18 protein-coding genes are annotated in these 21,383 nt (G+C 63.6%); 10 read left to right on the forward strand and 8 right to left on the reverse strand.

Going from position 1 to position 21,383, the window contains the following annotated elements:
• Window positions 1-51: 51 nt before the first annotated feature.
• The 5 genes from CO664_RS04085 (at window position 52) to uraH (ending at window position 3,321) form a co-directional block, all read left to right on the forward strand.
• The gene (locus CO664_RS04085; RefSeq protein WP_176536489.1) at window positions 52-864 is read left to right on the forward strand and encodes a DUF1045 domain-containing protein; all 813 of its coding nucleotides are present in this window, start codon (window positions 52-54) and stop codon (window positions 862-864) included.
• Window positions 865-941: 77 nt separating this feature from the next.
• The gene (puuE, locus tag CO664_RS04090) at window positions 942-1,871 is read left to right on the forward strand and encodes an allantoinase PuuE (protein WP_037414786.1); all 930 of its coding nucleotides are present in this window, start codon (window positions 942-944) and stop codon (window positions 1,869-1,871) included.
• Window positions 1,871-2,374, forward strand: coding sequence for a 2-oxo-4-hydroxy-4-carboxy-5-ureidoimidazoline decarboxylase (gene uraD / locus CO664_RS04095; protein WP_037414789.1), 504 nt, complete (start codon window positions 1,871-1,873; stop codon window positions 2,372-2,374). The genes puuE and uraD overlap by 1 nt, the downstream gene beginning before the upstream one ends.
• 72 nt (window positions 2,375-2,446) lie before the next feature.
• Window positions 2,447-2,962, forward strand: coding sequence for an ureidoglycolate lyase (locus CO664_RS04100; RefSeq protein WP_097537985.1), 516 nt, complete (start codon window positions 2,447-2,449; stop codon window positions 2,960-2,962).
• Window positions 2,959-3,321, forward strand: coding sequence for a hydroxyisourate hydrolase (uraH, locus tag CO664_RS04105; protein WP_097537986.1), 363 nt, complete (start codon window positions 2,959-2,961; stop codon window positions 3,319-3,321). The genes CO664_RS04100 and uraH overlap by 4 nt, the downstream gene beginning before the upstream one ends.
• Before the next feature lie 45 nt (window positions 3,322-3,366).
• On the opposite strand, the gene CO664_RS04110 is transcribed toward uraH, so the two are convergent.
• From CO664_RS04110 to CO664_RS04145, 7 genes are all read right to left on the reverse strand, one after another.
• Window positions 3,367-4,512, reverse strand: coding sequence for an alpha-hydroxy acid oxidase (locus CO664_RS04110; protein WP_037414797.1), 1,146 nt, complete (start codon window positions 4,510-4,512; stop codon window positions 3,367-3,369).
• A 102-nt stretch (window positions 4,513-4,614) separates the two neighbouring features.
• Window positions 4,615-5,931, reverse strand: a complete 1,317-nt coding sequence (gene guaD / locus CO664_RS04115; RefSeq protein WP_097537987.1) for a guanine deaminase — start codon at window positions 5,929-5,931, stop codon at window positions 4,615-4,617.
• On the reverse strand, window positions 5,928-7,160 hold the full coding sequence (puuD, locus tag CO664_RS04120) for a urate hydroxylase PuuD (protein WP_097537988.1): 1,233 nt from the start codon (window positions 7,158-7,160) through the stop codon (window positions 5,928-5,930). Before puuD ends, guaD begins: the two co-directional genes overlap by 4 nt.
• Window positions 7,161-7,315: 155 nt before the next feature.
• Window positions 7,316-8,224: a LysR substrate-binding domain-containing protein gene (locus CO664_RS04125; RefSeq protein WP_176536490.1), complete on the reverse strand. Its 909-nt coding sequence runs from the start codon at window positions 8,222-8,224 to the stop codon at window positions 7,316-7,318.
• Window positions 8,225-8,684: 460 nt separating this feature from the next.
• Window positions 8,685-11,021 (reverse strand): xanthine dehydrogenase molybdopterin binding subunit, encoded by a 2,337-nt coding sequence (xdhB, locus tag CO664_RS04135; RefSeq protein WP_097537990.1) that lies wholly within the window; start codon window positions 11,019-11,021, stop codon window positions 8,685-8,687.
• A gap of 212 nt (window positions 11,022-11,233) precedes the next feature.
• Window positions 11,234-12,721 (reverse strand): xanthine dehydrogenase small subunit, encoded by a 1,488-nt coding sequence (gene xdhA, locus CO664_RS04140; RefSeq protein WP_097537991.1) that lies wholly within the window; start codon window positions 12,719-12,721, stop codon window positions 11,234-11,236.
• 18 nt (window positions 12,722-12,739) lie between these two features.
• Window positions 12,740-13,516 (reverse strand): 3-hydroxybutyrate dehydrogenase, encoded by a 777-nt coding sequence (locus CO664_RS04145; protein ID WP_097537992.1) that lies wholly within the window; start codon window positions 13,514-13,516, stop codon window positions 12,740-12,742.
• 294 nt (window positions 13,517-13,810) lie between these two features.
• Here CO664_RS04145 and glpK point away from each other — a divergent pair, with 294 nt between their 5' ends.
• From glpK to sbmA, 5 genes are all read left to right on the forward strand, one after another.
• Entirely contained in the window at window positions 13,811-15,304 is a 1,494-nt protein-coding gene (gene glpK, locus CO664_RS04150) for a glycerol kinase GlpK (RefSeq protein WP_097525213.1), read from the forward strand.
• Window positions 15,305-15,585: 281 nt separating this feature from the next.
• Complete coding sequence (locus CO664_RS04155; protein ID WP_037414822.1) at window positions 15,586-16,626, forward strand: LLM class flavin-dependent oxidoreductase; 1,041 nt, start codon at window positions 15,586-15,588, stop codon at window positions 16,624-16,626.
• Window positions 16,627-16,691: 65 nt separating this feature from the next.
• On the forward strand, window positions 16,692-17,441 hold the full coding sequence (gene map, locus CO664_RS04160) for a type I methionyl aminopeptidase (RefSeq protein ID WP_037414825.1): 750 nt from the start codon (window positions 16,692-16,694) through the stop codon (window positions 17,439-17,441).
• A 113-nt stretch (window positions 17,442-17,554) separates the two neighbouring features.
• Complete coding sequence (locus CO664_RS04165) at window positions 17,555-18,853, forward strand: MFS transporter (RefSeq protein ID WP_176536491.1); 1,299 nt, start codon at window positions 17,555-17,557, stop codon at window positions 18,851-18,853.
• A 161-nt stretch (window positions 18,854-19,014) separates the two neighbouring features.
• Window positions 19,015-20,277 carry a peptide antibiotic transporter SbmA gene (gene sbmA / locus CO664_RS04170; protein WP_097537993.1) on the forward strand — a complete coding sequence of 421 codons (1,263 nt, stop codon included), beginning with the start codon at window positions 19,015-19,017 and terminating at the stop codon, window positions 20,275-20,277.
• Window positions 20,278-20,287: 10 nt separating this feature from the next.
• On the opposite strand, the gene CO664_RS04175 is transcribed toward sbmA, so the two are convergent.
• A complete protein-coding gene (locus CO664_RS04175) occupies window positions 20,288-21,292 on the reverse strand; it encodes a polysaccharide deacetylase (protein WP_097537994.1) in 1,005 nt (334 codons plus the stop codon).
• Between the last annotated feature and the right edge of the window lie 91 nt (window positions 21,293-21,383).

The raw sequence follows: 21,383 nt of genomic DNA on the forward strand, positions 1-21,383 counted from the left end.
CACGCAAATCACCTAAGAGGCGGCTATCGAACCGAATTTCGGAGCCTTGCAATGCGGTACGCCATTTGTTTTACGCCGCCGATGGGCGACCCGCTGTCCGCGGCGGCGGCAAGCTGGCTTGGCCGCAGCGTCTATTCGGGCGAACCCGTCGAGCCGCCGTCGATCGCCGGCCTTCGCGTTTCCGAGATCGCCTTCCACACGGCCGTTCCGCGCCGCTTCGGCTTCCACGCGATGATCATGGCGCCCTTCCGCCTCGCGGAAGGCGCCGATGAAGCGCAGCTGCTGAGAAGTCTGATGCACTTCACCAGCGCCGAGACGCCGTTCGCGATCGAGCGGCTGGAGGTGGCGCGCCTCGGGCAATGCCTGGGGCTGACGCCGACGGTGCCGAGCCGTGCGATGCATATGCTCGCCGCGCGGGTCCTGCAGGCATTCGACCGCTTTCGGGCGCCGCTCGGCGAGGACGAAATCGAACGTTCCGATCCCGACCGGTTGACTGCCCCGCAATTTACGAATCTGCATCGGTGGGGCGATCCCTTCGTGATGGAAGAGTACCGCTTCCATATGAAGCTCACTGGTCCTTTGGGTGCTGAAGCCGGACGAGGCCTCGAGGCGCCGTTGCGCGAAGTCTTCGAACCGCATCTGACGAAGCCGCTTGCGGTCGAAAGCCTCGCCTTGTTCGTCGAAGCGGAGAAGGGCGCGCCGATGCGGGTCCATTCCCAGCATCCGCTCGGCAAGATTTCCGTCCGTCCAAGGAGCGAAAGGACGGTTCGGTCCTCGGCGCAGCCTCAGTTATCGGGTAAGTCAACGGGTGACGCCGGCGGCGCTTCGCCGCTGCTGGCCAATTCCGTTTCGGCAATCCGCTAACCTCCTTTCGCGCCGTCATTTTCATCTCGACAATCCGTTGCGCGGTGCTACCGTCTCGGAAAATCGAAGGTGATTTCATGGCCGAGACTTCCTATCCGCGCGACCTTGTTGGCTATGGACGCACGCCGCCGCAGCCGCATTGGCCGGGCGATGCGCGCATCGCCGTGCAGTTCGTCCTCAATTACGAGGAGGGCGGCGAAAGCTGCATTCTCGATGGCGATCCGGCATCCGAGTGCCTGCTGTCGGAGATCGTCGGCGCGCAGCCCTGGGCGGGTCAGCGCAACCTCAACATGGAATCAATCTACGAATACGGCGCGCGTGCCGGTTTCTGGCGCCTGTGGCGGATGTTCACGAGCCGTGGCGTGACGCTAACGGTCTATGGCGTGACGCTTGCCATGGCCCGCAACCTGGAGGCGGTTGCGGCGATGAAGGAGGCCGGCTGGGAGATCGCCAGCCACGGGCTGCGCTGGCTCGAATACAGGGATTTTCCGGAGGAGGTGGAGCGCGAGCATATTCGCGAGGTCGTGCGGCTCCATACGGAGCTGACGGGCGAGCGGCCGCTTGGCATCTACCAGGGCAAGCCTTCGGTCAACACGCTGAGGCTCGTGCTGGAGGAGGGCGGCTTCCTCTATTCCTGCGATTCCTATGCGGACGAACTTCCTTATTGGGTCCCGGGGCTGACACCCGACAAGCCGCATCTCATCATCCCCTACACGCTCGACGCCAACGACATGCGCTTTGCCACTAATCAGGGCTTCAATTCGGGAGACCAGTTCTTCACCTATCTCAAGGACACGTTCGACGTGCTTTATGAGGAGGGCAAGGAAGGCAGCCCGAAGATGATGAATGTCGGCCTGCATTGTCGTCTCGTCGGCCGGCCGGGCCGAGCGGCGGCGCTCGGCCGCTTCATCGATTACGTCCTGTCGCACGATCAGGTGTGGGTGCCGCGGCGCATCGATATCGCCCGCCACTGGTATGAACACCACAGACCGGAGGGAATGCGTTGATGTCGGAACGCGAGGATTTCGTCCGCCGTTTCGGCGGTATCTTCGAGCATTCCCCCTGGGTGGCGGAGCGTGCGTTCGACCATGCCGCCTCGTCGGGATTGACGGCCGGAAACGTCCATTCGGCCCTCTGCAACGCTTTTCGCGCGGCATCGCCCGCAGAACGTCTGGCGGTCCTGCGCGCCCATCCCGATCTAGCCGGTAAGCTCGCCGTTGCCGGCAAGCTCACGGCGGAATCGACGTCCGAACAGGCATCGGCGGGCCTCGACCGGCTCTCGCCGAAAGAGCATGCGCAGTTCACGAAGCTCAACGCCGCCTATACCAAGAAATTCGGCTTTCCCTTCATTATCGCGGTGAAGGGTTTGACGAAGGCGGAGATTCTCGCCGCCTTCGAGCAACGGATTGACAATTCCGCGGAAGAGGAATTTGAAACCGCCTGCGCGCAGGTGGAGCGGATCGCCCGGCTGCGTCTCAGTTCCATGCTTCCGGGAGATGACAATGCCTGACAAGACCGTTCCGCCTACCGGCGCCGCACTGCGCCCGGATCTCCATGGCCGGAGAGTTGGGACCCGGGCCTGATGTCGCATCTGCTTTCGATCGAGCCCCTGACGAAGGAGGCGTTCGCCCCGTTCGGCAGCGTCATCGAGGCCGACCCCGCGTCGGCGCGCCTGATCAATGGCGGCAATACAGAGCGGTTTCACGCGCTTGCCGGGGCCGACGTGATCGGGGAGGGCGCCCGGGTGATCATCAGCATCTTTCGCGGCCAGCCGCGGAGCTTTCCCTACAGCATCACCATGATGGAACGCCACCCGTTCGGCAGCCAGAGTTTTTCGCCACTTCAAGATCGGCCCTGGCTCGCGGTTGCCGCCGAGGATGAGGGCGGGCGCCCGGGCAGGCCGCGGGTTTTCCTGGCAGGGGGCCGGCAGGGGGTCAATTATGGCCGCAACGTCTGGCATCATCCGCTGATGACGGTCGATACCGTCAGCGATTTCCTCGTTGTCGATCGCGGCGGACCGGGCAACAATCTCGAGGAGTTCTTCTACGAGGAACCTTTCGTTATCCCAGATCTGCCTTCGAAGGGAACAGTCCGATGAAGAAGAGCGGCCGGCTGACAACCCATGTTCTCGACACGGCGCTCGGCAAGCCGGCAGAGAACCTGCGCATCGATCTCTATCGGCTGGAAGGCGAGGAGCGGCAATCGATCTGCACGGTCCGCACGAACAGCGACGGTCGCGTCGATGCGCCGCTTGCGGAGGGCGAAGCCTTCAAGGCGGGGCAGTACGAACTTGTGTTTCACGCCGGCGATTATCTGCGTGCGGCCGGAGTGGCGCTTGTCGAGCCGGCCTTCCTCGACCTCATCCCGTTGCGGTTCGGCGTCGCCGACGCCGCCAGCCACTACCACGTGCCGCTGCTGCTCTCGCCCTACTGCTATTCGACCTATCGCGGCAGCTGAGCCGGACGAGAAGGATGTGGGCGCACGGCGCCCGCATCTGGCGCCTCACATCGCGTAGTCGGCTATGACGTCGCGAGCCACGTCGTTGATGTTGCGCTTGCCGCAGAGCGCCATGGTGATGTCCATCTCCTTGCGGATGATGTCGAGCGCCAGGGTCACGCCGTCCTTGCCCATCGCCCCGAGGCCATAGAGGAACGGGCGGCCGATGAAGGTGCCCTTGGCTCCAAGCGCGACTGCCTTCAGCACGTCCTGTCCGGAGCGGATGCCGCCGTCGAGATGAACCTCGATCTGGTCGCCGACGGCATCGATGATTTTCGGCAGCATGCTGATCGAGGACGGCGCCCCGTCGAGCTGGCGGCCGCCGTGATTCGAGACGATGATTGCGTCGGCGCCGGTTTTCGCCGCCATTTTCGCGTCTTCCGGATCGAGGATGCCCTTCAGGATGAGCGGACCGCCCCAGCGGTCCTTGATCCATTCGACGTCCTTCCAGGAAAGCTGCGGGTCGAACTGCTCGGCGGTCCAGGCATGGAGCGAGGAGAGGTCGGTGACGCTCTTGGCATGGCCGACGATGTTGCGGAAGGTGCGTCGGTTCGTGCCGAGCATCTTCATGCACCAGCCCGGGCGCGTCGCCATCATCCAGAGATGTTTCGGAGTCATGCGGGGCGGCGCCGAGAGGCCGTTGCGGAGATCCTTGTGCCGCTGGCCGAGTATCTGCAGGTCGAGCGTCAGGACGAGGGCCGAGCATTTGGCCGCCTTGGCGCGGTCGATGAGGTTGAGCACAAATTCGCGCTCGCGCATCACATAGAGCTGAAACCAGAAGGGTTTCGTCGTCACCGAGGCGACGTCCTCAATCGAGCAGATGCTCATCGTCGACAGCGTGAAGGGAACGCCATAGGCCTCTGCCGCCTGCGCCGCCAGCATCTCGCCGTCGGCGTGCTGCATGCCCGTCAAACCCGTCGGTGCAAGCGCCACCGGCATCGAGACTTTCTGGCCGATCATCGTTGTTTCGAGCGACCGGTTGGTCATGTCGACCAGCACCCGCTGACGCAGCTTGATCTTGGCGAAATCCTCTTCGTTGGCGCGATAGGTGCCCTCCGTCCAGGCGCCGCTGTCGGCATAGTCGAAGAAGAGCTTCGGAACCCGCCGCCTGGCAAGCGCCTTGAGGTCGCTGATGTCGAGGATTTGCGTCATGGATGGCCCTCATCGAATGGAGATGACGGACGCCTTAACATCTTTTCGGAAGGGTTGTAATAGTCGCCTGAGGCAAGTGGTCAAAAAAATTGACCTCTTGCCTCAGGTGGTGCCGAGCGTGGATTTCGCCGGCTTGCCTGCCACATAGGTCTCGACGATCGAGCGATCGTCGCCCATCGTCTGCAGGAGGAAGAGCTCGTCGGCGAGCGAATTGACCACTTCGGCCCTGAGCGCCATGGCCGGTGTGGCCGCCATGTCGAGGACCGCAAGGTCGGCATCGCTGCCCGGCTCCAGCGTGCCGATGCGATCGGCAAGCGAAAGCGCCTCGGCATTGCCCCGGGTCATCATGTAGAAGCTGTCGAAGGGGTTCAGCCGTTCGCCTTGGAGCTGGACGATCTTGTAGGCCTCGTCGAGCGTCTTCAGCATCGAATAGCTGGTGCCGCCGCCGATATCGGAGGCGACCGAGACGCGCACCGGTTTCGCCCGCCGCGTCAGGGCGTGGAGCGGAAACAGGCCGGAACCGAGAAAGAGGTTGGATGTCGGGCAGAAGACGGCGACAGAACCGGTCTCGCTCATCGCATCGGCTTCGCGCTCGGAGAGATGGATGCAATGACCGAAAAGGCTCTTGCGCCCGAGCAGGTCGTAGCGGGCGTAGACGTCGGTATAATCCTTGGCTTCGGGATAGAGCTCGCAGGTAAAGGCGATTTCGTCGCGGTTTTCGGAGAGATGCGTCTGTACGTGCAGGTCAGGAAACTCGCGGACGAGCGATTTCGCCGCCTCCATCTGCTCCGGCGTCGAGGTGATGGCGAAGCGCGGGGTGATGGCGACGTGATTGCGGCCCCTGCCGTGCCAGTCGGCGATCACCGCCCGCGTCTCGTCATAGCTCATCTCAGGCGTGTCGAGCAGGCCCTGCGGCGCGTTGCGGTCCATCATCACCTTGCCGGCGACCATGCAGGTGCCGCGCCTCAGGCTCTCGGCGAAGAAAGCGTCGACGGACGCCTTGTGCACCGAACAATAGGCCGTTGCCGTCGTCGTGCCGTGGCGGACCATCTCGTCGAAGAAGTGCCGGGCGATCCGCTCCGCATGCGCGGTTTCGACGAAGCGGCATTCCTCCGGAAACGTGTAGGTGTTCAGCCATTCGAGCAGGTTGGCCGCGTAGGAGGCCATGACCTGCATCTGCGGGAAGTGCAGATGCGTGTCTATGAAGCCCGGCACGATGAGGTGCGGCCGGTGATCGATCTCCTCCACCCCTTCCGGCGCTGCCGTCTTTACAGTCGCGTAGGGGCCGCAAGCCTTGATGACGCCATCCTCGACAAGGAGCGCGCCGTCGCCTTCATAGGCATAGCCGGCGCTGTCGTCGATGCTCTCCGGCGCGCGGTTGAAGCTCAATGTGCGGCCGCGGATCAGGATGGATGTCATTCTGCCTCCCCGACGGCGCTCTCGAACCAGGCCGTCAGCAGCCTGCGTTCGTCCGCCGTCATATCGGTTATGTTGCCGGGCGGCATGGCGTGGCTGCGCCCGGCCTGGATATAGATTTCCCGCGCCAAAGCGGCAATCTCGGCGTCGCTCTCGAGCGTGACCCCCTTCGGGGCCCGGCCAATGCCTTCGTAAACAGGCTCGGCCGCATGGCACATGCTGCAGCGGGTGGCGATCGTGTCCTTGACGGCCGGGAAATGCGCGTTTTCGGCAAAGCGCTTGAACGCTGGTGCGGCCTCGGCCCGCTCTTGTCCGGTCAGCACCTTCGGCACCGTCGACAGCCACATGATCAGGATGAAGAGGATTGCTGTCGCGAGCCAGGTCCAGGTCGGCTTGCCCTTGCGCGCATGCGTGGTGTTGAACCAGTGGCGGATCGTCACGCCCATCAGGAACACCAAGGCCGCAATGATCCAGTTGAACTCCGTCGCGAAGGCAAGCGGATAGTGGTTTGACAACATGAAGAAAATGACGGGCAAGGTCAGGTAGTTGTTGTGCAGCGAACGCTGCTTTGCCTGGGCGCCGAGCCTCGGATCGGGCGTGCGGCCGGCGATCAGGTCGGCGACGACGATCTTCTGGTTGGGGATAATGATGAAGAAAACGTTGGCGGACATGATCGTCGCCGTGAAGGCGCCGAGATGCAGGAAGGCAGCGCGGCCTGTGAAGACCTGCGTGTAGCCCCAGGCCATGGCGACCAGCACCAGGTAGAGAAGGGCCATCAGGCCCCAGGTATTCTTGCCGATCGGCGATTTGCAGAGGAGATCGTAGAAGACCCAGCCGACACCGAGCGATGCAAGCGAGATCAGGATTGCCGTCGTCGCCGAGATGTCCAGCACATGCCGGTCGATCAGGAACAGATCGGCGCCGCCGTAATAGACGAGGCAGAGCATCGCGAAGCCGGAGAGCCAGGTGGAATAGGACTCCCATTTGAACCAGGTGAGATGTTCCGGCATCGTGGCGGGCGCCACCAGATATTTCTGGATGTGGTAGAAGCCGCCGCCATGCACCTGCCATTCCTCGCCATAGGCGCCGGGCGGCAGGTGGTCGCGTTTCACCAAGCCGAGGTCGAGCGCGATGAAGTAGAAGGACGAGCCGATCCAGGCAATGGCGGTCACCACATGCAGCCAGCGGACGGCAAAGGCCAGCCATTCCCAGGCAATGGCGAATTCATACATTCAGATCCCCTTTCTCTCCGTTGTCGCAGCTTGCGAGAAAAAACGGGAGCGGGGAAGGGGTGACGTGATCACTCGGTGGTATTTCACCGCCAATGCCCAGCGCGCTTGAAACCAATCTTTTCCAAAAGGTTAGAGCGGCGTTCTCCGAAACCGATTCATCGCTGGCCTGCCAGCTCGCCTGGATTTAGCTTGCCAAGGATCCAGTCGCGGAAGGCGCGGATCTTGAAGGCATTGCGGCGGGCATAGGAATAGACCAGCCAATAGTCGTGACCCTCGCTGCAGCGCAGCTTGAAAGGCTGGTAGAGCCGGCCGAGCGCCACGTCGTCGGTATAGAATTCCGGCATCAGAATGGCGACGCCCTGGCCGGCGACCGCTGCCCGCGCCTCGAAGGCTTGGGAGCCGAGCCGGATTGCCGGCCTGCCGGCCAAATCCGGGTCGTCGACGCCGGCGGCGCGGAACCATGCCGGCCACCATGGATCCCCAGGGCCGATGATGGGGAGCTTCAGAAGGTCTCGCGGCGTGCGCACGCCGCCGATCATCGCCGCAAGCGCGGGGCTGAGCATCGGGGCAAATTCCACCCGCATCAGCCGATGGCTGACAAGGCCCGGCCAATCGCCCGTTCCGGAGCGGATCGCCACGTCGACCGATTCCTTGTTGAAATCGATGATTGCGTCGTTCGCCGCCAGACGTACGGCGATATTCGGGTGTGCAAGTTGGAACGTGCCGATCTCTCGGGCAAGCCATTGCGAGGCAAAGGTCGCCGTCGAGTTGATGAGCAGCGCCGTTTCCGTGTCGCGGCGCGCCGAGGCGACCGCGTCCTGCAGCAGTTCGAATGCTTCGGTCACCTTCGGCGACAGCCGATGGCCGACTTCCGTCAGCGTCACCTGGCGCGGCTTCCTGAGGAACAGCGGCTCTCCGACGCTCTCTTCGATGAGCTTGATCTGGTAGCTGACCGCCGTCTGGGTCATGCCGAGCTCGTCCCCGGCCCTGGTGAAGCTGCCAAGCCGGGCGGCCGCCTCGAAGACCCTCAGCGCATTCAGCGGAAACTGCTTCGACATCTTCATGGATAAGTTCTCTTGATGCATGCAGGCAGATGTTCGATTGGAGTTCGAGCATCTTTGGCGGCATGCTGCAAGTCAAGTTCACAGCTTTCGAAAGGGTGCTCAGATGTCCTGCGATGTATTGGAAAATGCTGAAAGAAAGCCAGTTCGCTCAGTGCGTGGAGCAATCCGGACAGTCGCCTCTGCCTTTCGTCGGATGAGAGGCCGGAGCTTGAAACTCGACCTCGAAACGACGTCCGATTACATGAAGAGAGACTTGGGTCTCATGGACTGGGACGTGTCGCGGCGGGAGGATGAAAGGCTCCGGTAGGTCGACAAATGCCCCTCATCCCGCTGCCGCGACCTTCCCCCGCAGGCGGGGCGAAGGGACTCGCGGCACCTCCCAAGTCCGTCAGAACGGGGAGAGGGTTAGGGGCCTCCACGGTTGCTGAAAATCGTTGAGCCAAACTTGCCCCTGAACAGCTCAAATCCCTCTCAATCTCTCCACCGCCATCAAGACACGCTCCGGCGTCGCCGGCGCATCGAGCCTCGGACATTCGCGATAGTCGGCGACGCTGGCGACCGCCATCGACAGTGCTTCCAGCACCGAAATCGGCAGCATCAAGGGTGGCTCGCCCACCGCCTTGGAGCGGCCGATGGTCTTTTCGGCATTTTCCGACCATTCGGCGAGGCGCACGTTGAAGACCTTCGGCCGGTCCGAGGCGAGCGGGATCTTGTAGGTCGACGGGGCATGGGTCCTCAGCCGCCCCTTCTCGTCCCACCAGAGTTCCTCCGTCGTCAGCCAGCCCATGCCCTGCACGAAGCCGCCTTCGACCTGGCCGATGTCAATCGCCGGATTGAGCGAGCGGCCGACGTCGTGCAGCACGTCGACCCGGTCGACGAGGTATTCCCCGGTCAATGTGTCGATCGATACTTCCGAGACGGCCGCCCCATAGGCGAAGTAGTAGAAGGGCGTGCCGCGTCCGGCGGCGCGGTCCCAGTGAATCTTCGGCGTTTTGTAGAAGCCGGCGGCCGATAGTTGCACACGGGCAATGTAGGCCTGGCCGATGAATTCGGCGAAGGGCACGCGTTCTTCGCCGATCTTCACGTGGTTCTGCACGAAGCTGACATTGTCGGCGGTCGTCTGCCAGCGCTCGGCGGCGAAGGCGACGAGGCGCTCCTTGATCTGGCGGGCGGCGTCGAAGGCAGCCATGCCATTCAGATCGGAGCCCGAGGAGGCAGCGGTTGCGGAGGTGTTCGGCACCTTGCCGGTCGTCGTCGCGGTGATCTTCACCCGGTCGATATCGATCTGGAAACTGTCGGCGAGAACCTGCGCCACCTTGGTGTTGAGGCCCTGGCCCATTTCGGTGCCGCCGTGATTGAGATGGACCGAGCCATCCGTGTAGATGTGAACGAGCGCGCCGGCCTGGTTCAGATGGGTCAGGGTGAAGGAAATGCCGAACTTGACCGGCGTCAGGGCGATGCCCTTGCGGATCACCCGGCTCGATTTGTTGAAGTCGATGATCGCGGCACGCCGGCCCTGATAGTCGGCGCTCGCCTCCAGTTCCTCGACGATCTGCCGGATGATGTTGTCTTCGACCTTCTGATGGTAGGGCGTGACGTTGCGTCCCGAATCCTTGTCGCCATAGAAGTTCAGCTTGCGGATTTCGAGCGGGTCCTTGCCGAGCGCATAGGCAACTTCCTCGATGATCCGCTCGCAGCCGACCATGCCTTGCGGCCCGCCGAAACCGCGAAAGGCGGTATTGGAAACCGTATTGGTTTTCAAGGGTTGCGAGGTCAGCTTCACGTGTGGATAGAAGTAGGCGTTGTCGGCATGGAAGAGGGCTCGGTCGGTCACCGGCCCGGAAAGATCGGCGGAGAAACCGCAGCGCGCCGCATACGTCGCCTGCACTGCCAGGATGGTCCCGGCATCATCGAAGCCGACGTCGTAATCGACGAGAAAGTCATGGCGCTTGCCGGTCGCCACCATGTCGTCGTCGCGGTCGGGCCGGAACTTGACGGCACGACGCAGCTTGCGCGCGGCGACGGCGGCGAGTGCGGCGAACTGGTTGCCCTGCGTCTCCTTGCCGCCGAAGCCGCCGCCCATACGGCGGACGTTGACGGTGATGGCGTTTGAGGGGACGCCGAGCACCTGCGCGACCATATGCTGGATTTCGCTCGGATGCTGGGTCGATACCCAGACGGTCATGTCGTCATCCTCGCCCGGAATGGCGAGCGCGATGTGCCCCTCCAGGTAGAAATGCTCCTGGCCGCCGATGCGCATCTTGCCCTTGAGCCGGCGTGGCGCGCGCTCCAGTTCGCCCTCCGCGTCGCCGCGCTGAAGAGTCAATGGCGGGGTGACCAGCTCTCCGCCTCCGGCGATTGCGTCGGCCACATCGATCCTGTGGGGCAGGTCGCGATAGGTGATCTTCGCCAGCCGCGCCGCGCGGCGGGCAATGTCGCGCGTCTCGGCAATCACCGCGAATGCCGGCTGTCCATGAAACTGCACGCGGTCGTCGGCGAGCACCGGCTCGTCGTGGAGATGCGTGGAACTGATGTCGTTCGAATGCGGCATGTCCTTTGCGGTCAGCACTGAGACGACGCCGGGCAGGGCGGCAACCGCGGAGAGGTCCATTTCGAGGATTTCCGCATGGGCCCGGTCGGTGAGGCCAAGTGCGCCGTGCAAGGTGCCGGCGGGCTCCGGCATGTCGTCGATATAGTCGGCGGTCCCGGCGACGTGCTTGTGGGCGCTGTCGTGGCGCAGTTCGCTGTGCATCGGGCCGGCGATGGTGGTGCGTTCTTCGAAGGCGGATTTATCCATCGCTTAGCGCCCCCAACTGAGGGAGTTGCTGCCCCTCATCCGGCCTGCCGGCCACCTTCTCCCCGCGAACGGGGCGAAGGCACTTACCGCGCCACTTTCCTTCCTGCCACTTCCCGAGCGAAGCGGGGCGCTGCCTCCATCCCCTCTCCCCGCGCGCGGGGAGAGGGGATGGGTGAGGGGCAATTTGACGACGCAGACTTCGAGGCCACCGCTCATGCCACATCCTCGAAACGCTCAAGCTGCGCCTTTTCGCCGACGCTCTCCAGAAAGAAGCGCATCAGCAGGTTCTTTGCCGCCAGCATGCGATAGGCGCTGCTGGCGCGCCAGTCGGTTATCGGTTGATAATCCGTTTCGAAGGCCGCCTGGGCTGCACGTACCGTATCCTCTGTCCAGGGCTGGCCGGTCAGCGCGGCCTCGACGGCCTTCGGCCGCTTCGGGGTGGCCGCCATGCCGCCAAAGGCGATGCGGGCGGTTTTCACCCGTCCGCCGTCGAGCGCGATGCGGAAGGCGCCGAGCAGGGCGGAGATGTCCTCGTCGCGGCGCTTGGTCACCTTGTAGGCCGCGAAGCGGTCGCCCGCCGGCAGGGCCGGGACGAAGATGCTCTCGACGAATTCGCCGGGCCTGCGATCCTGCTTGCCATAGGCAATGAAGAAATCCTCGAGCGGCAGCGAGCGCGTGCCGTCCTTCGAGCGCAGACTGACCGTTGCGCCGAGAGCGATCAGCGGTGGCGGGCTGTCGCCGATCGGCGAGCCATTGGCGATGTTGCCGCCGATCGTTCCCATGTTGCGCACCTGCTCGCCGCCGATACGGTCGAGGAGCTGTCCGAAGCTTGGAAAGGCCAAGGAAAGGGCTTCGAAGGCGGATGAATAAGTGACGCCGGCGCCAATGGTCAGGCCGGCTCCGGAGCTATCGATCCGCTGCAGTTCGGCGATGCCGCTGATGAACACCGCCGGGCTGATCGGGCGCATCTGCTTCGTCACCCAGAGCCCGACATCGGTCGAGCCCGCGACAATCGTCGCCGTCGGGTACTCGGCGAGCGCCGTTGCGAGGCCGGCCGTATCCGCCGGCAAGACAAGGCAGTTCTCGCCATTACGGATGACGATCGTTTCCGTCGGCTGAAACGCCTTTAGCCGGGCCGCTACGGTCTCCCGTGTCCGGGTGATCGGATCGAAAATCGCCGAGGGGCGCTCTTTGGCGGCGGCTTCCGCCGCCCGCACGATCGGCTCATAGCCGGTGCAGCGACAGAGATTGCCTTGCAGCGCCTTTTCGATCGCCGCACGGCTCGGATTGTCGTTCGTCAGCCACAGGCCATAGAGTGACATGACGATGCCGGGCGTGCAGAAGCCGCATTGCGATCCGTGATAATCCACCATCGCCTGCTGCACCGGATGCAGCGCCCCGTCGCTTGCCGCCAGATGCTCGACGGTGACGACATGCGTGGCGTTGAGCGAGCCGATGAACCGGATGCAGGCATTGACAGTTTCATAGACGAGGCTTTCACGCCCTTGGGGGTCGCCGGCAAGCCGGCCAACGAGCACGGTGCAGGCGCCGCAATCGCCCTCGGCGCAGCCTTCCTTGGTGCCGGTGAGGCGGCGTTGAAGCCTGAGGAAGTCGAGCAATGTGTCTGTCGGCGCAACGTCCGAGAGTGCGATTTCCGTATCGTTCAGGATGAAGCGGATGCTGTCGGATGCCTGTGCCATCACGTCCTTCTCGATCCGTTATTGCGCCGTCCAGCCCCCGTCCATCGAGACATGGGTGCCGGTGATCTGCGCCGCGTCGTCGCTTGCAAGGTAAAGCGCCAGTGAGGCCACCTGCTCGACGGTTATGAATTTCTTGGTCGGCTGGCCCTTGAGCATAACCTCGTTGATCACCTGTTCCTCGGTGATGCCGCGTGTCCTCGCCTGGTCCGGTATCTGCTTTTCGACGAGCGGCGTCAGCACATAGCCGGGGCAGATCGAGTTCACGGTAATGCCGTTTTCCGCCACCTCGAGCGCCACGGTCTTAGTAAGACCCATGATACCATGCTTGGCCGCCACATAGGCGGACTTGAAGGGCGAGGCGACGAGGCCGTGTGCCGAGGCGATGTTGACGATGCGCCCCCAGCCCTTCTCTTTCATGGAGGGAATCGCCGCTCGGATGGTGTGGAAGGAGGAGGAGAGGTTGATGGCGATGATCCGGTCCCATTGCTCGACGGGAAAATCCTCGATCTTCTCGACGAATTGCACGCCGGCATTGTTGACGAGGATGTCGGTGCCACCGAAGCGCGCGGTGGCGGTCGCCATCAGGTCGGCGATCTCGGCCGGTTTCGTCATGTCTGCCGGGTGATGGAGGACGGTGCCGGCGCCGAGGCCGGCGACCTCGTCCGTCACCGTCCTGATCTCGTCCGCCGAACCGAAACCGTTCAGCACGATGTTGGCCCCGGTCTTCGCGAAGGCCTTGGCGATGGCCAAGCCGATGCCGCTCGTCGAACCCGTTATGACCGCTGTCTTCGTCATTCTCGATCTCTCCCTCGGCGCTGCAAACCGCCCTCGTTTCTGCAATCGAACGATGCGCCGTACTGTCACCCGCGCGCGCGCATTTTTGCGATGCAACAGCCGCAGCCTACGCGCAAAAGCGCAGCGGTGACAATTGTGTTTTTCCGTCCGGCGACGCAGAGTTCGTGTCGGGTTCGCAAGGGTGGTCGAGTTGCGTTTTGTTTTCGTTTGACATTCGTTTCAGCGTCGTATTGAAGTCTTTCGAAGACCTCCCCTAGAGGAAGGGCGGCGTCTGTGCGTGCCGAGGAGGGGCATATGGGCGGATATATTCTCGCGATCGATCAGGGTACGACGTCCACGCGCGCGATCGTTTTCGACGGCAAGCAGCAGGTCGCGGGCGTCGGCCAGAAGGAATTCAAGCAGCACTTCCCGAAATCGGGCTGGGTCGAGCACGACCCGGAAGAAATCTGGGAGACCGTTCTTTTCACCATCCGGCAGGCGATCGAGAAGGCTGGCATTGCCGCCAGCGATATTGCGGCGATCGGCATCACCAACCAGCGCGAAACGGTCGTCGTGTGGGATCGCGAGAGCGGCAAGCCGATTCACAATGCCATCGTCTGGCAGGATCGCCGCACTGCCTCCTTCTGCGACAAGCTGAAGAAGCAGGGCCTCGAAAGGACCTTCACCAAGAAGACGGGACTACTGCTCGACCCGTATTTTTCCGGTACGAAGCTCAACTGGCTGCTGACCAATGTGAAGGGAGCGCAGGCGCGCGCCGCCAAGGGCGAGCTCTGCTTCGGCACCATCGACACCTTCCTCATCTGGCGGCTCACCGGCGGCAAATCCTTTGCGACCGACGCCACCAATGCGTCGCGGACGCTGATCTACAATATCGTCGACAATGGCTGGGACGCCGAACTCACCGACATCCTCCGCATCCCGCGGACGATGCTGCCGGAGGTGAAGGATTGCGCGGCCGAGTTCGGCGTTACCGATCCTTCCCTCTTCGGTGCGGCGATTCCTATCCTCGGGGTGGCCGGCGACCAGCAGGCGGCGACGATCGGCCAGGCCTGCTTCAAGCCGGGCATGCTGAAATCCACCTACGGCACCGGCTGCTTCGCGCTGCTCAATACCGGCAAGGACATCGTCCGCTCGAAGAACCGACTGCTCACCACCATCGCCTATCGCCTCGATGGCAAGACGACCTACGCGCTCGAAGGCTCGATCTTCGTCGCGGGCGCTGCCGTCCAATGGCTGCGCGACGGGCTCAAGGTCATCAAGGCGGCGCCCGACACCGGCACGCTGGCCGAAAGCGCCGATCCGACGCAAGAGGTCTATCTGGTGCCGGCCTTCACCGGGCTCGGCGCTCCGCACTGGGACCCGGATGCCCGCGGCGCGATCTACGGGATGACGCGCAATACCGGACCCGCCGAATTCGCCCGGGCGGCGCTCGAGTCGGTCTGCTACCAGACGCGCGATCTGCTCGACGCCATGCACCGGGACTGGCGCAGCAACGGCAAGGACACGGTGCTGCGGGTCGACGGCGGCATGGTCGCCTCGGACTGGACGATGCAGAGGCTCTCCGATCTGCTCGACGCGCCGGTCGACCGGCCGGTCATCCTCGAGACGACCGCGCTCGGCGTTGCCTGGCTCGCCGGCAGCCGCGCCGGCGTCTGGCCCACCCAGGAGGAGTTCGCCAAATCGTGGGCCCGCGACCGGCGCTTCGAGCCGAAGATGGACGGGACGACCCGCAAGGGCAAACTGAAGGGCTGGCGCAGCGCGGTGAAGCGGACGCTGATGGCGGCGTAGGCAGCTCACGCCGAGAATTGCTCCTCACCTTAGCCCTCTCCCCGCAGGCGGGGCGAGGGGACATGAGTTCGAGCGTTCCCCTTACTCCATAGAAATTGCCGCATGCGGGAGCAGGGACGGGACGGGTGCGGCAGCTCCCTTCGCCCCGCTTGCGGGGAGAAGGTCGCGGCAGCGGGATGGGGCAAAATTCCTGCCTTAAGAAACAGTGTGTTTCCAAATCCCGCATTTGTGGCCGTGCCGGGCGCCGATTATCTCTGGGCGATCGACAACGGGACGTCATCATGGAACTCGGGCTTTATACCTTCGCCGACGTGGACCCCAATGCTACCGACAAGGGTGCCGAGGGGCGCCGGCGCCTTGCCAATCTCATCGAAGAGATCGAGCTTGCCGACCAGGTCGGCCTCGACGTCTTCGGCCTTGGCGAGCATCACCGGCCCGACTACGCCGCCTCCGCGCCGGCGGTGATCCTCGCCGCCGCGGCGGCGCGCACCAGCCGTATCCGGCTGACGAGCGCCGTGACGGTGCTGAGCTCCGACGATCCGGTGCGCGTCTTCCAACAATTCGCGACCCTCGATCTTCTTTCCAATGGCCGCGCCGAGGTCATGGCCGGGCGCGGCTCCTTCATCGAGTCCTTCCCGCTCTTCGGCCAGTCTCTCGACGACTACGACCAGCTCTTTGCCGAAAAGCTCGATCTCCTGCTGGCGATCCGTGACAGCGAGAAGGTCACCTGGTCGGGCGAATTGCGGCCGCCGATCGACGGTCGCGGCGTCTATCCGCGGCCGTTGCAGGACCAGCTGCCGCTCTGGATCGCCGTCGGCGGCACGCCGCAATCGGTGGCCCGCGCCGGCGCGCTCGGCTTGCCGATGGCGCTGGCGATCATCGGCGGCGAGCCGCGGCGGTTCGCGCCGCTCTTCGACCTCTACCGCGAGGCGGCGCGCCGCGCCGGCCAGGACGCATCGAAGCTGAAGACGAGCATCAACGTGCACGGTTTCATCGCCGACACGACGGATGAGGCGGCCGACCAGTTCTACGGGCCGCAGGCGGAGGTGATGAACCGCATCGGCCGCGAACGCGGCTGGGGGCCGACGAACCGTGCCCATTTCGACCAGGCGCGCAGCCCGGCCGGCAATCTCTTCCTGGGCGACCCGGAAACGGTGGCGCAAAAGATCGTCGCGCATCAAAAGCTCTTCCGCAACGATCGCTTCCTCTTGCAGATGGCGATCGGCCCGATGCCGCACGACCAGATCATGCGCGGCATCGAGCTCTACGGCACCAAGGTCGCGCCGCGGGTTCGCGAGATGCTGGCGGAAGCAAGCCGGTAGCGGACCGGCCGGCACTGGTATCCGCCGCGTCGCCACGCTACATGTGGCCGCGAAAGCGAGATACGATGACCCTCAACAATGACGAAGATCTCGAGCGGCTGAAAGAAATCGGCCGTATCTGCGCCAATGCGCTGCAGGCGATGGGCGAGGCGCTCGCGCCCGGCATCACCACGGCTGAACTCGACGCGATCGGCCGCAAGGTGCTCGAGGAAGCGGGCGCGCGCTCGGCGCCGGAGCTCTGCTACAAGTTTCCCGGCGCGACCTGCATCAGCGTCAACGAGGAAATCGCCCATGGCATTCCGGGCAGCCGGGTGATCCGCGCCGGCGATCTGGTCAACATCGACGTTTCCGCCGAGAAGGATGGCCTCTTTGCCGATACCGGCGCCTCCTTCCCCGTGCCGCCCGTCACATCGGCCATCGACCGGCTCTGCCGCGACGGCAAACGGGCCATGTGGGTGGGCTTGAAGCAGGTGCGGCCGGATCAGTCTCTGGCAGCGATCGGCAATGCCATCGGCGAATTCGCCCGCAAGAACCGCTATTCGCTGGTCACCAACCTGGCGAGCCACGGCATCGGCCGGTCGCTGCACGAGGAGCCGGCCGAGATCGCCACCTGGCCGGATCCGTCCGAACGTCGGCGGATGAAAGAGGGCATGGTCTTCACAGTCGAGCCGTTTCTGTCTATGGGCGCCCATTGGGCCGAGGGCGGCGACGACGACTGGACGCTCTACAGTGAGCCGCGTGCGCCAACGGTGCAGTACGAGCACACGGTCGTCGTGACGCGCGGCGGACCGCTGGTCGTCACGCTGCCGGGCTGAGCAGAGGTGATGCGGCCGGGCGGTGGCGCCAGGGCTGCGATCGTTCGATTCCATCAATCGAAGCTTCAATTATAATGATTTGTCGGCTTCTTGCTGCGATGCAATAAGGAGGCATGAGCACGCTTTACAGATTGCCGGATCGCGACGAGAAGCACGTCGGCACGGCCAGCGGAATCGATCCGCGTGGCATGGTTGAGGCAGAGGCGCTGCCGACTTCTGCTCCCCATGCGCTCGCACGCGGCAGCCTGGCCGCGACGGCAATCGCCGGCGCCATCGCCATGGCCGTCACCATGGGTTTCGGCCGTTTCTCCTATACGCCGATCCTGCCGGCTATGATGGCGGATGCGGGGCTCTCGCCGGCGGATGCCGGGCTGATCGCCTCGGCCAATTTCGTCGGCTATCTCGCCGGCGCCGTGCTGGCCGCCTATGGCTGGGCGCATGGCCACGAGCGGCGGATCGGCCTTGCTGCACTGGCCGCGACGACCCTGTTGCTGGCGATGATGGGGCTCACCTCGTCCGTTCTCGTCTATTCAGCCATCCGTTTCCTTGCGGGCCTCGCGAGCGCCTTCGCGATGATCTTCGTGTCCGGGATTGTTCTGGGGCAGGGGCTGCTGGCCAAGTCGGAACATGTGCCGTCGGTGCATTTCGGCGGCGTCGGCTTCGGCATCGCGCTTTCCTCGCTCTGCGTCTGGGCGGCACCGCTCGCGGGGGTCGCGGGCCTTTCCGCCTCGCAAGGAGATTGGTTCACCGGCGCGCTTGTCGCACTGGCAGGGACTGTCCTCGTTGCCGCCTTGCTGCCGGGCAGCGAGCATGTGGGAAATGGCGCCGGACGTGAGGCGCCGCTCAGCTGGACCCGGCCGCTTGCAGTCATGACGCTCACCTACGGCTTCTTCGGATTCGGCTATGTGATCACCGCGACGTTCCTCGTCGCCATGGCCCGGGACCCGGGCGGCGGCCACAGCGTCGAATTCCTCGCCTGGCTGATTACCGGCATCAGCGCTGCGCTGTCTATCTATCTGTGGCGCTTCTCCGTGCCGCGCCTCGGGCTTGCGGGCGTCTATGCAGCCGGGCTGCTGGTCGAGGCCGCGGGCCTGATGCTGACCATATCCTTGCCTTCGCCCTATGCGCCGCTCGTCGGCGGCCTGATGCTCGGCGCCACCTTCATGATGGTCACGGCCTACGGCCTGCAGATCGGCCGCCAGCTTGCGCCCGAAAGCCCGCGCCGGGCCCTCGCCTTCATGACCGCCGCCTTCGGCATCGGCCAGATCGTCGGTCCGCTCGTCGCCGGCTGGCTGGCGGAACGGACCGGGAGCTTCGCGCTGCCGACACTGGTGGCGGCCGTGGTGCTGTTCTGCTGCGGCGCGGTGGTGGTCGTCGAACTGCCGAGGATCAGGGCAGCATTGGGTCGGTGAAGCCCACGATTTCCGCGCCCGAGGCGGAATTATTCCCGGAGGAGCTTCATGAAATAACAGTAACATTCGCAATGCGGAATTGTTGCGACGGGCAATTTGCCCTAGTTTCGGCCGCATCAGGAGGCAAGTCGTTGCCCTCCAAATAGCGAGAGTGCCGTCCCTTGTTCCAATCCTTCTTCCCCAAGCCGAAGCTGTTCTTCATCTCCGTCGTTGTCTGGTCGCTGATTGCCGTTGCCTTCTGGTATGGCTGGGGTGAAAGGATTGGGGCGCTCGTTGGTTTACCGCCCGCGCCGGCCGATGCCCCGCCGATCGTCGGGATCTCGGCCTTCTGGTCGCCTGCCTTCCTCTGGTTTTATATTTACTTTGGATTGGTGGTGGCGATTTTCGCCGCCTTTTGGCAGGTTTACGCTCCGCATCGCTGGCAGAGCTGGTCTATCTGGGGATCGGCTCTCATTCTCTTTGTCACCTATTTCCAGGTGCAGGTGAGCGTGGCGATCAATAACTGGTATGGACCCTTCTGGGACCTGATTCAGGCCGCGGTCTCCAAGGCTGCTGTTGTCACGGCGGAACAGTTCTACGCACAGATCGGGACGTTCCTTGGAATCGCCATGGTCGCCGTGGCAGTCGCGGTGATGACGCGCTATTTCGTCAGCCATTACATCTTTCGTTGGCGTACGGCCATGAACGAATACTACATGACCAACTGGGGCAAGCTGCGTCACATCGAGGGGGCCTCGCAGCGCGTACAGGAAGATACGATGCGCTTCTCCTCGACGGTCGAGGGCCTTGGCGTTAGCCTTATCGACAGTGTCATGACCTTGATCGCCTTCACACCTGTCCTGATCCGGCTTTCCGAGAACGTCACCGAACTGCCAATCGTCGGCAGCATTCCCTATCCTTTGGTCACGGCAGCCGTCCTATGGTCGCTTTTCGGTACGGTGTTCCTCGCCTTGGTTGGGATCAAGTTGCCGGGACTGGAATTCCGCAACCAACGTGTGGAAGCCGCCTATCGCAAGGAGCTAGTTTACGGCGAGGATCACATCGATCGCGCTCAACCGGAAACGGTTGTCGAGCTTTTCAGCAACGTTCGCAGGAACTATTTCCGGCTCTATTTCCACTATCTGTACTTCAACATTGCACGCATTTTCTATCTGCAGATCAACAATATCTTCTCGCTGCTTATCCTCGCGCCCTCGATTATTGCGGGCAAGATTTCCCTCGGCGCGCTGAACCAGATTTCCGGTGCGTTCGGCCAAGTGAGCTCGTCCTTCCAATACCTCGTCAACTCCTGGCCGACGATCGTTGAGCTGCTTTCGATCTACAAGCGTCTCCGCGCCTTCGAATCCGTGCTCGATGAAGCGCCGCTGCCTGATATCGACCGCCAATTCATTGAGGCCGGCGGCAAGGAAGAACTTGCCCTGTAGCTCGCGCTGATCAGAAGGCGGAGCGATCCGCCTTCTCTTCTGCCGCCTCGATCTGCGGCAGAGCCTCCGCATAGCTGACGCAGGCGACGTCCGGCTTGCGGCAGGTCTCCGTCAGGAAGCGATCAAGCGCCCGCCAATAGGCGCCGCCGTTCATCTCGACGAAGTGAAAGCCGAGCTGCAGCGGAACGCGCCCGCCGTCATATTCCTTGCGGAATGCCTCTCGGTATGCCGCAAGCGTCCGCTCCTCGAAACGGGCGCTGTCCCTTCGGTTTTCGACGCCCATGGAGTGGCGGATGAAGAGATTGTAGTCCATGCCGATCACCGGCCGGTGCGAAGGGCCTTCCGGGATGAGCGGCAGGCCGAAGCGCGGCATGCCGGCCTCGGTCTTGGGCCAGCCCGGCCCCTTGGTGACGAGGCTCGCATCATAAGTGAACCTAAAGGCCTTGAGCGCCGGCAGGAGACCGTCGCTCACAGAGAGGTAGGGCGCGCGGAAACCCTTGATCCCGCTGCGGGCGAAGTCCGCCCAGCCTTCCGGCTCGGCCTCTGGTCTGCCGGCCTTCTTCCAGGCGTCGACCAGTGCCGTGCGGAAGGCCGCGAATTCGCTCTCCCAATCCGCCTCGCTCCAGCCCGTGCCGTCGAAATGGCCGCAGGCATGGCTGCCGATGTCGTGACCTTCGAGATGCGCCTGCCAGATATGGCCGGCGCGAACGGCGATCTCCTCGCGGCTCTGGGCGAAGCCGACATTGGATCGGCCGGCTTTCTGTCCCGGCGCCCTGTAGCTCTCCCTGCCGTCCGCCTTTGTCATCAGGAAGGTGCAGGAGAGGAAATAGGTGAAGTGCGCCCGGTTGCGCCTTGCCATGGTGAGGCTCTTTTCCCACAGCGCATTGTCGTGCGCGCCGTCGAAGGAGACGATCACGAGTTGCTTTCCCTTGGCGGGCAGGGGCGCCGAAGGCGGATCGGCGAACGCTACTGTGGGAAGGAGACAGAGCGAGAGCGCGAGGATCTTGCGTGGCATGGGACGGCTTCTTGGGAGAATCAGCAGATATGACGAGTTGTATTCGCCGTCCCTTCTTCAACAATGCGGCAATCCTTAGGTCCCGCCGGAA

It is taken from the genome of Sinorhizobium sp. NG07B, assembly GCF_002532005.1.
Lineage (GTDB): Bacteria > Pseudomonadota > Alphaproteobacteria > Rhizobiales > Rhizobiaceae > Sinorhizobium > Sinorhizobium fredii_C.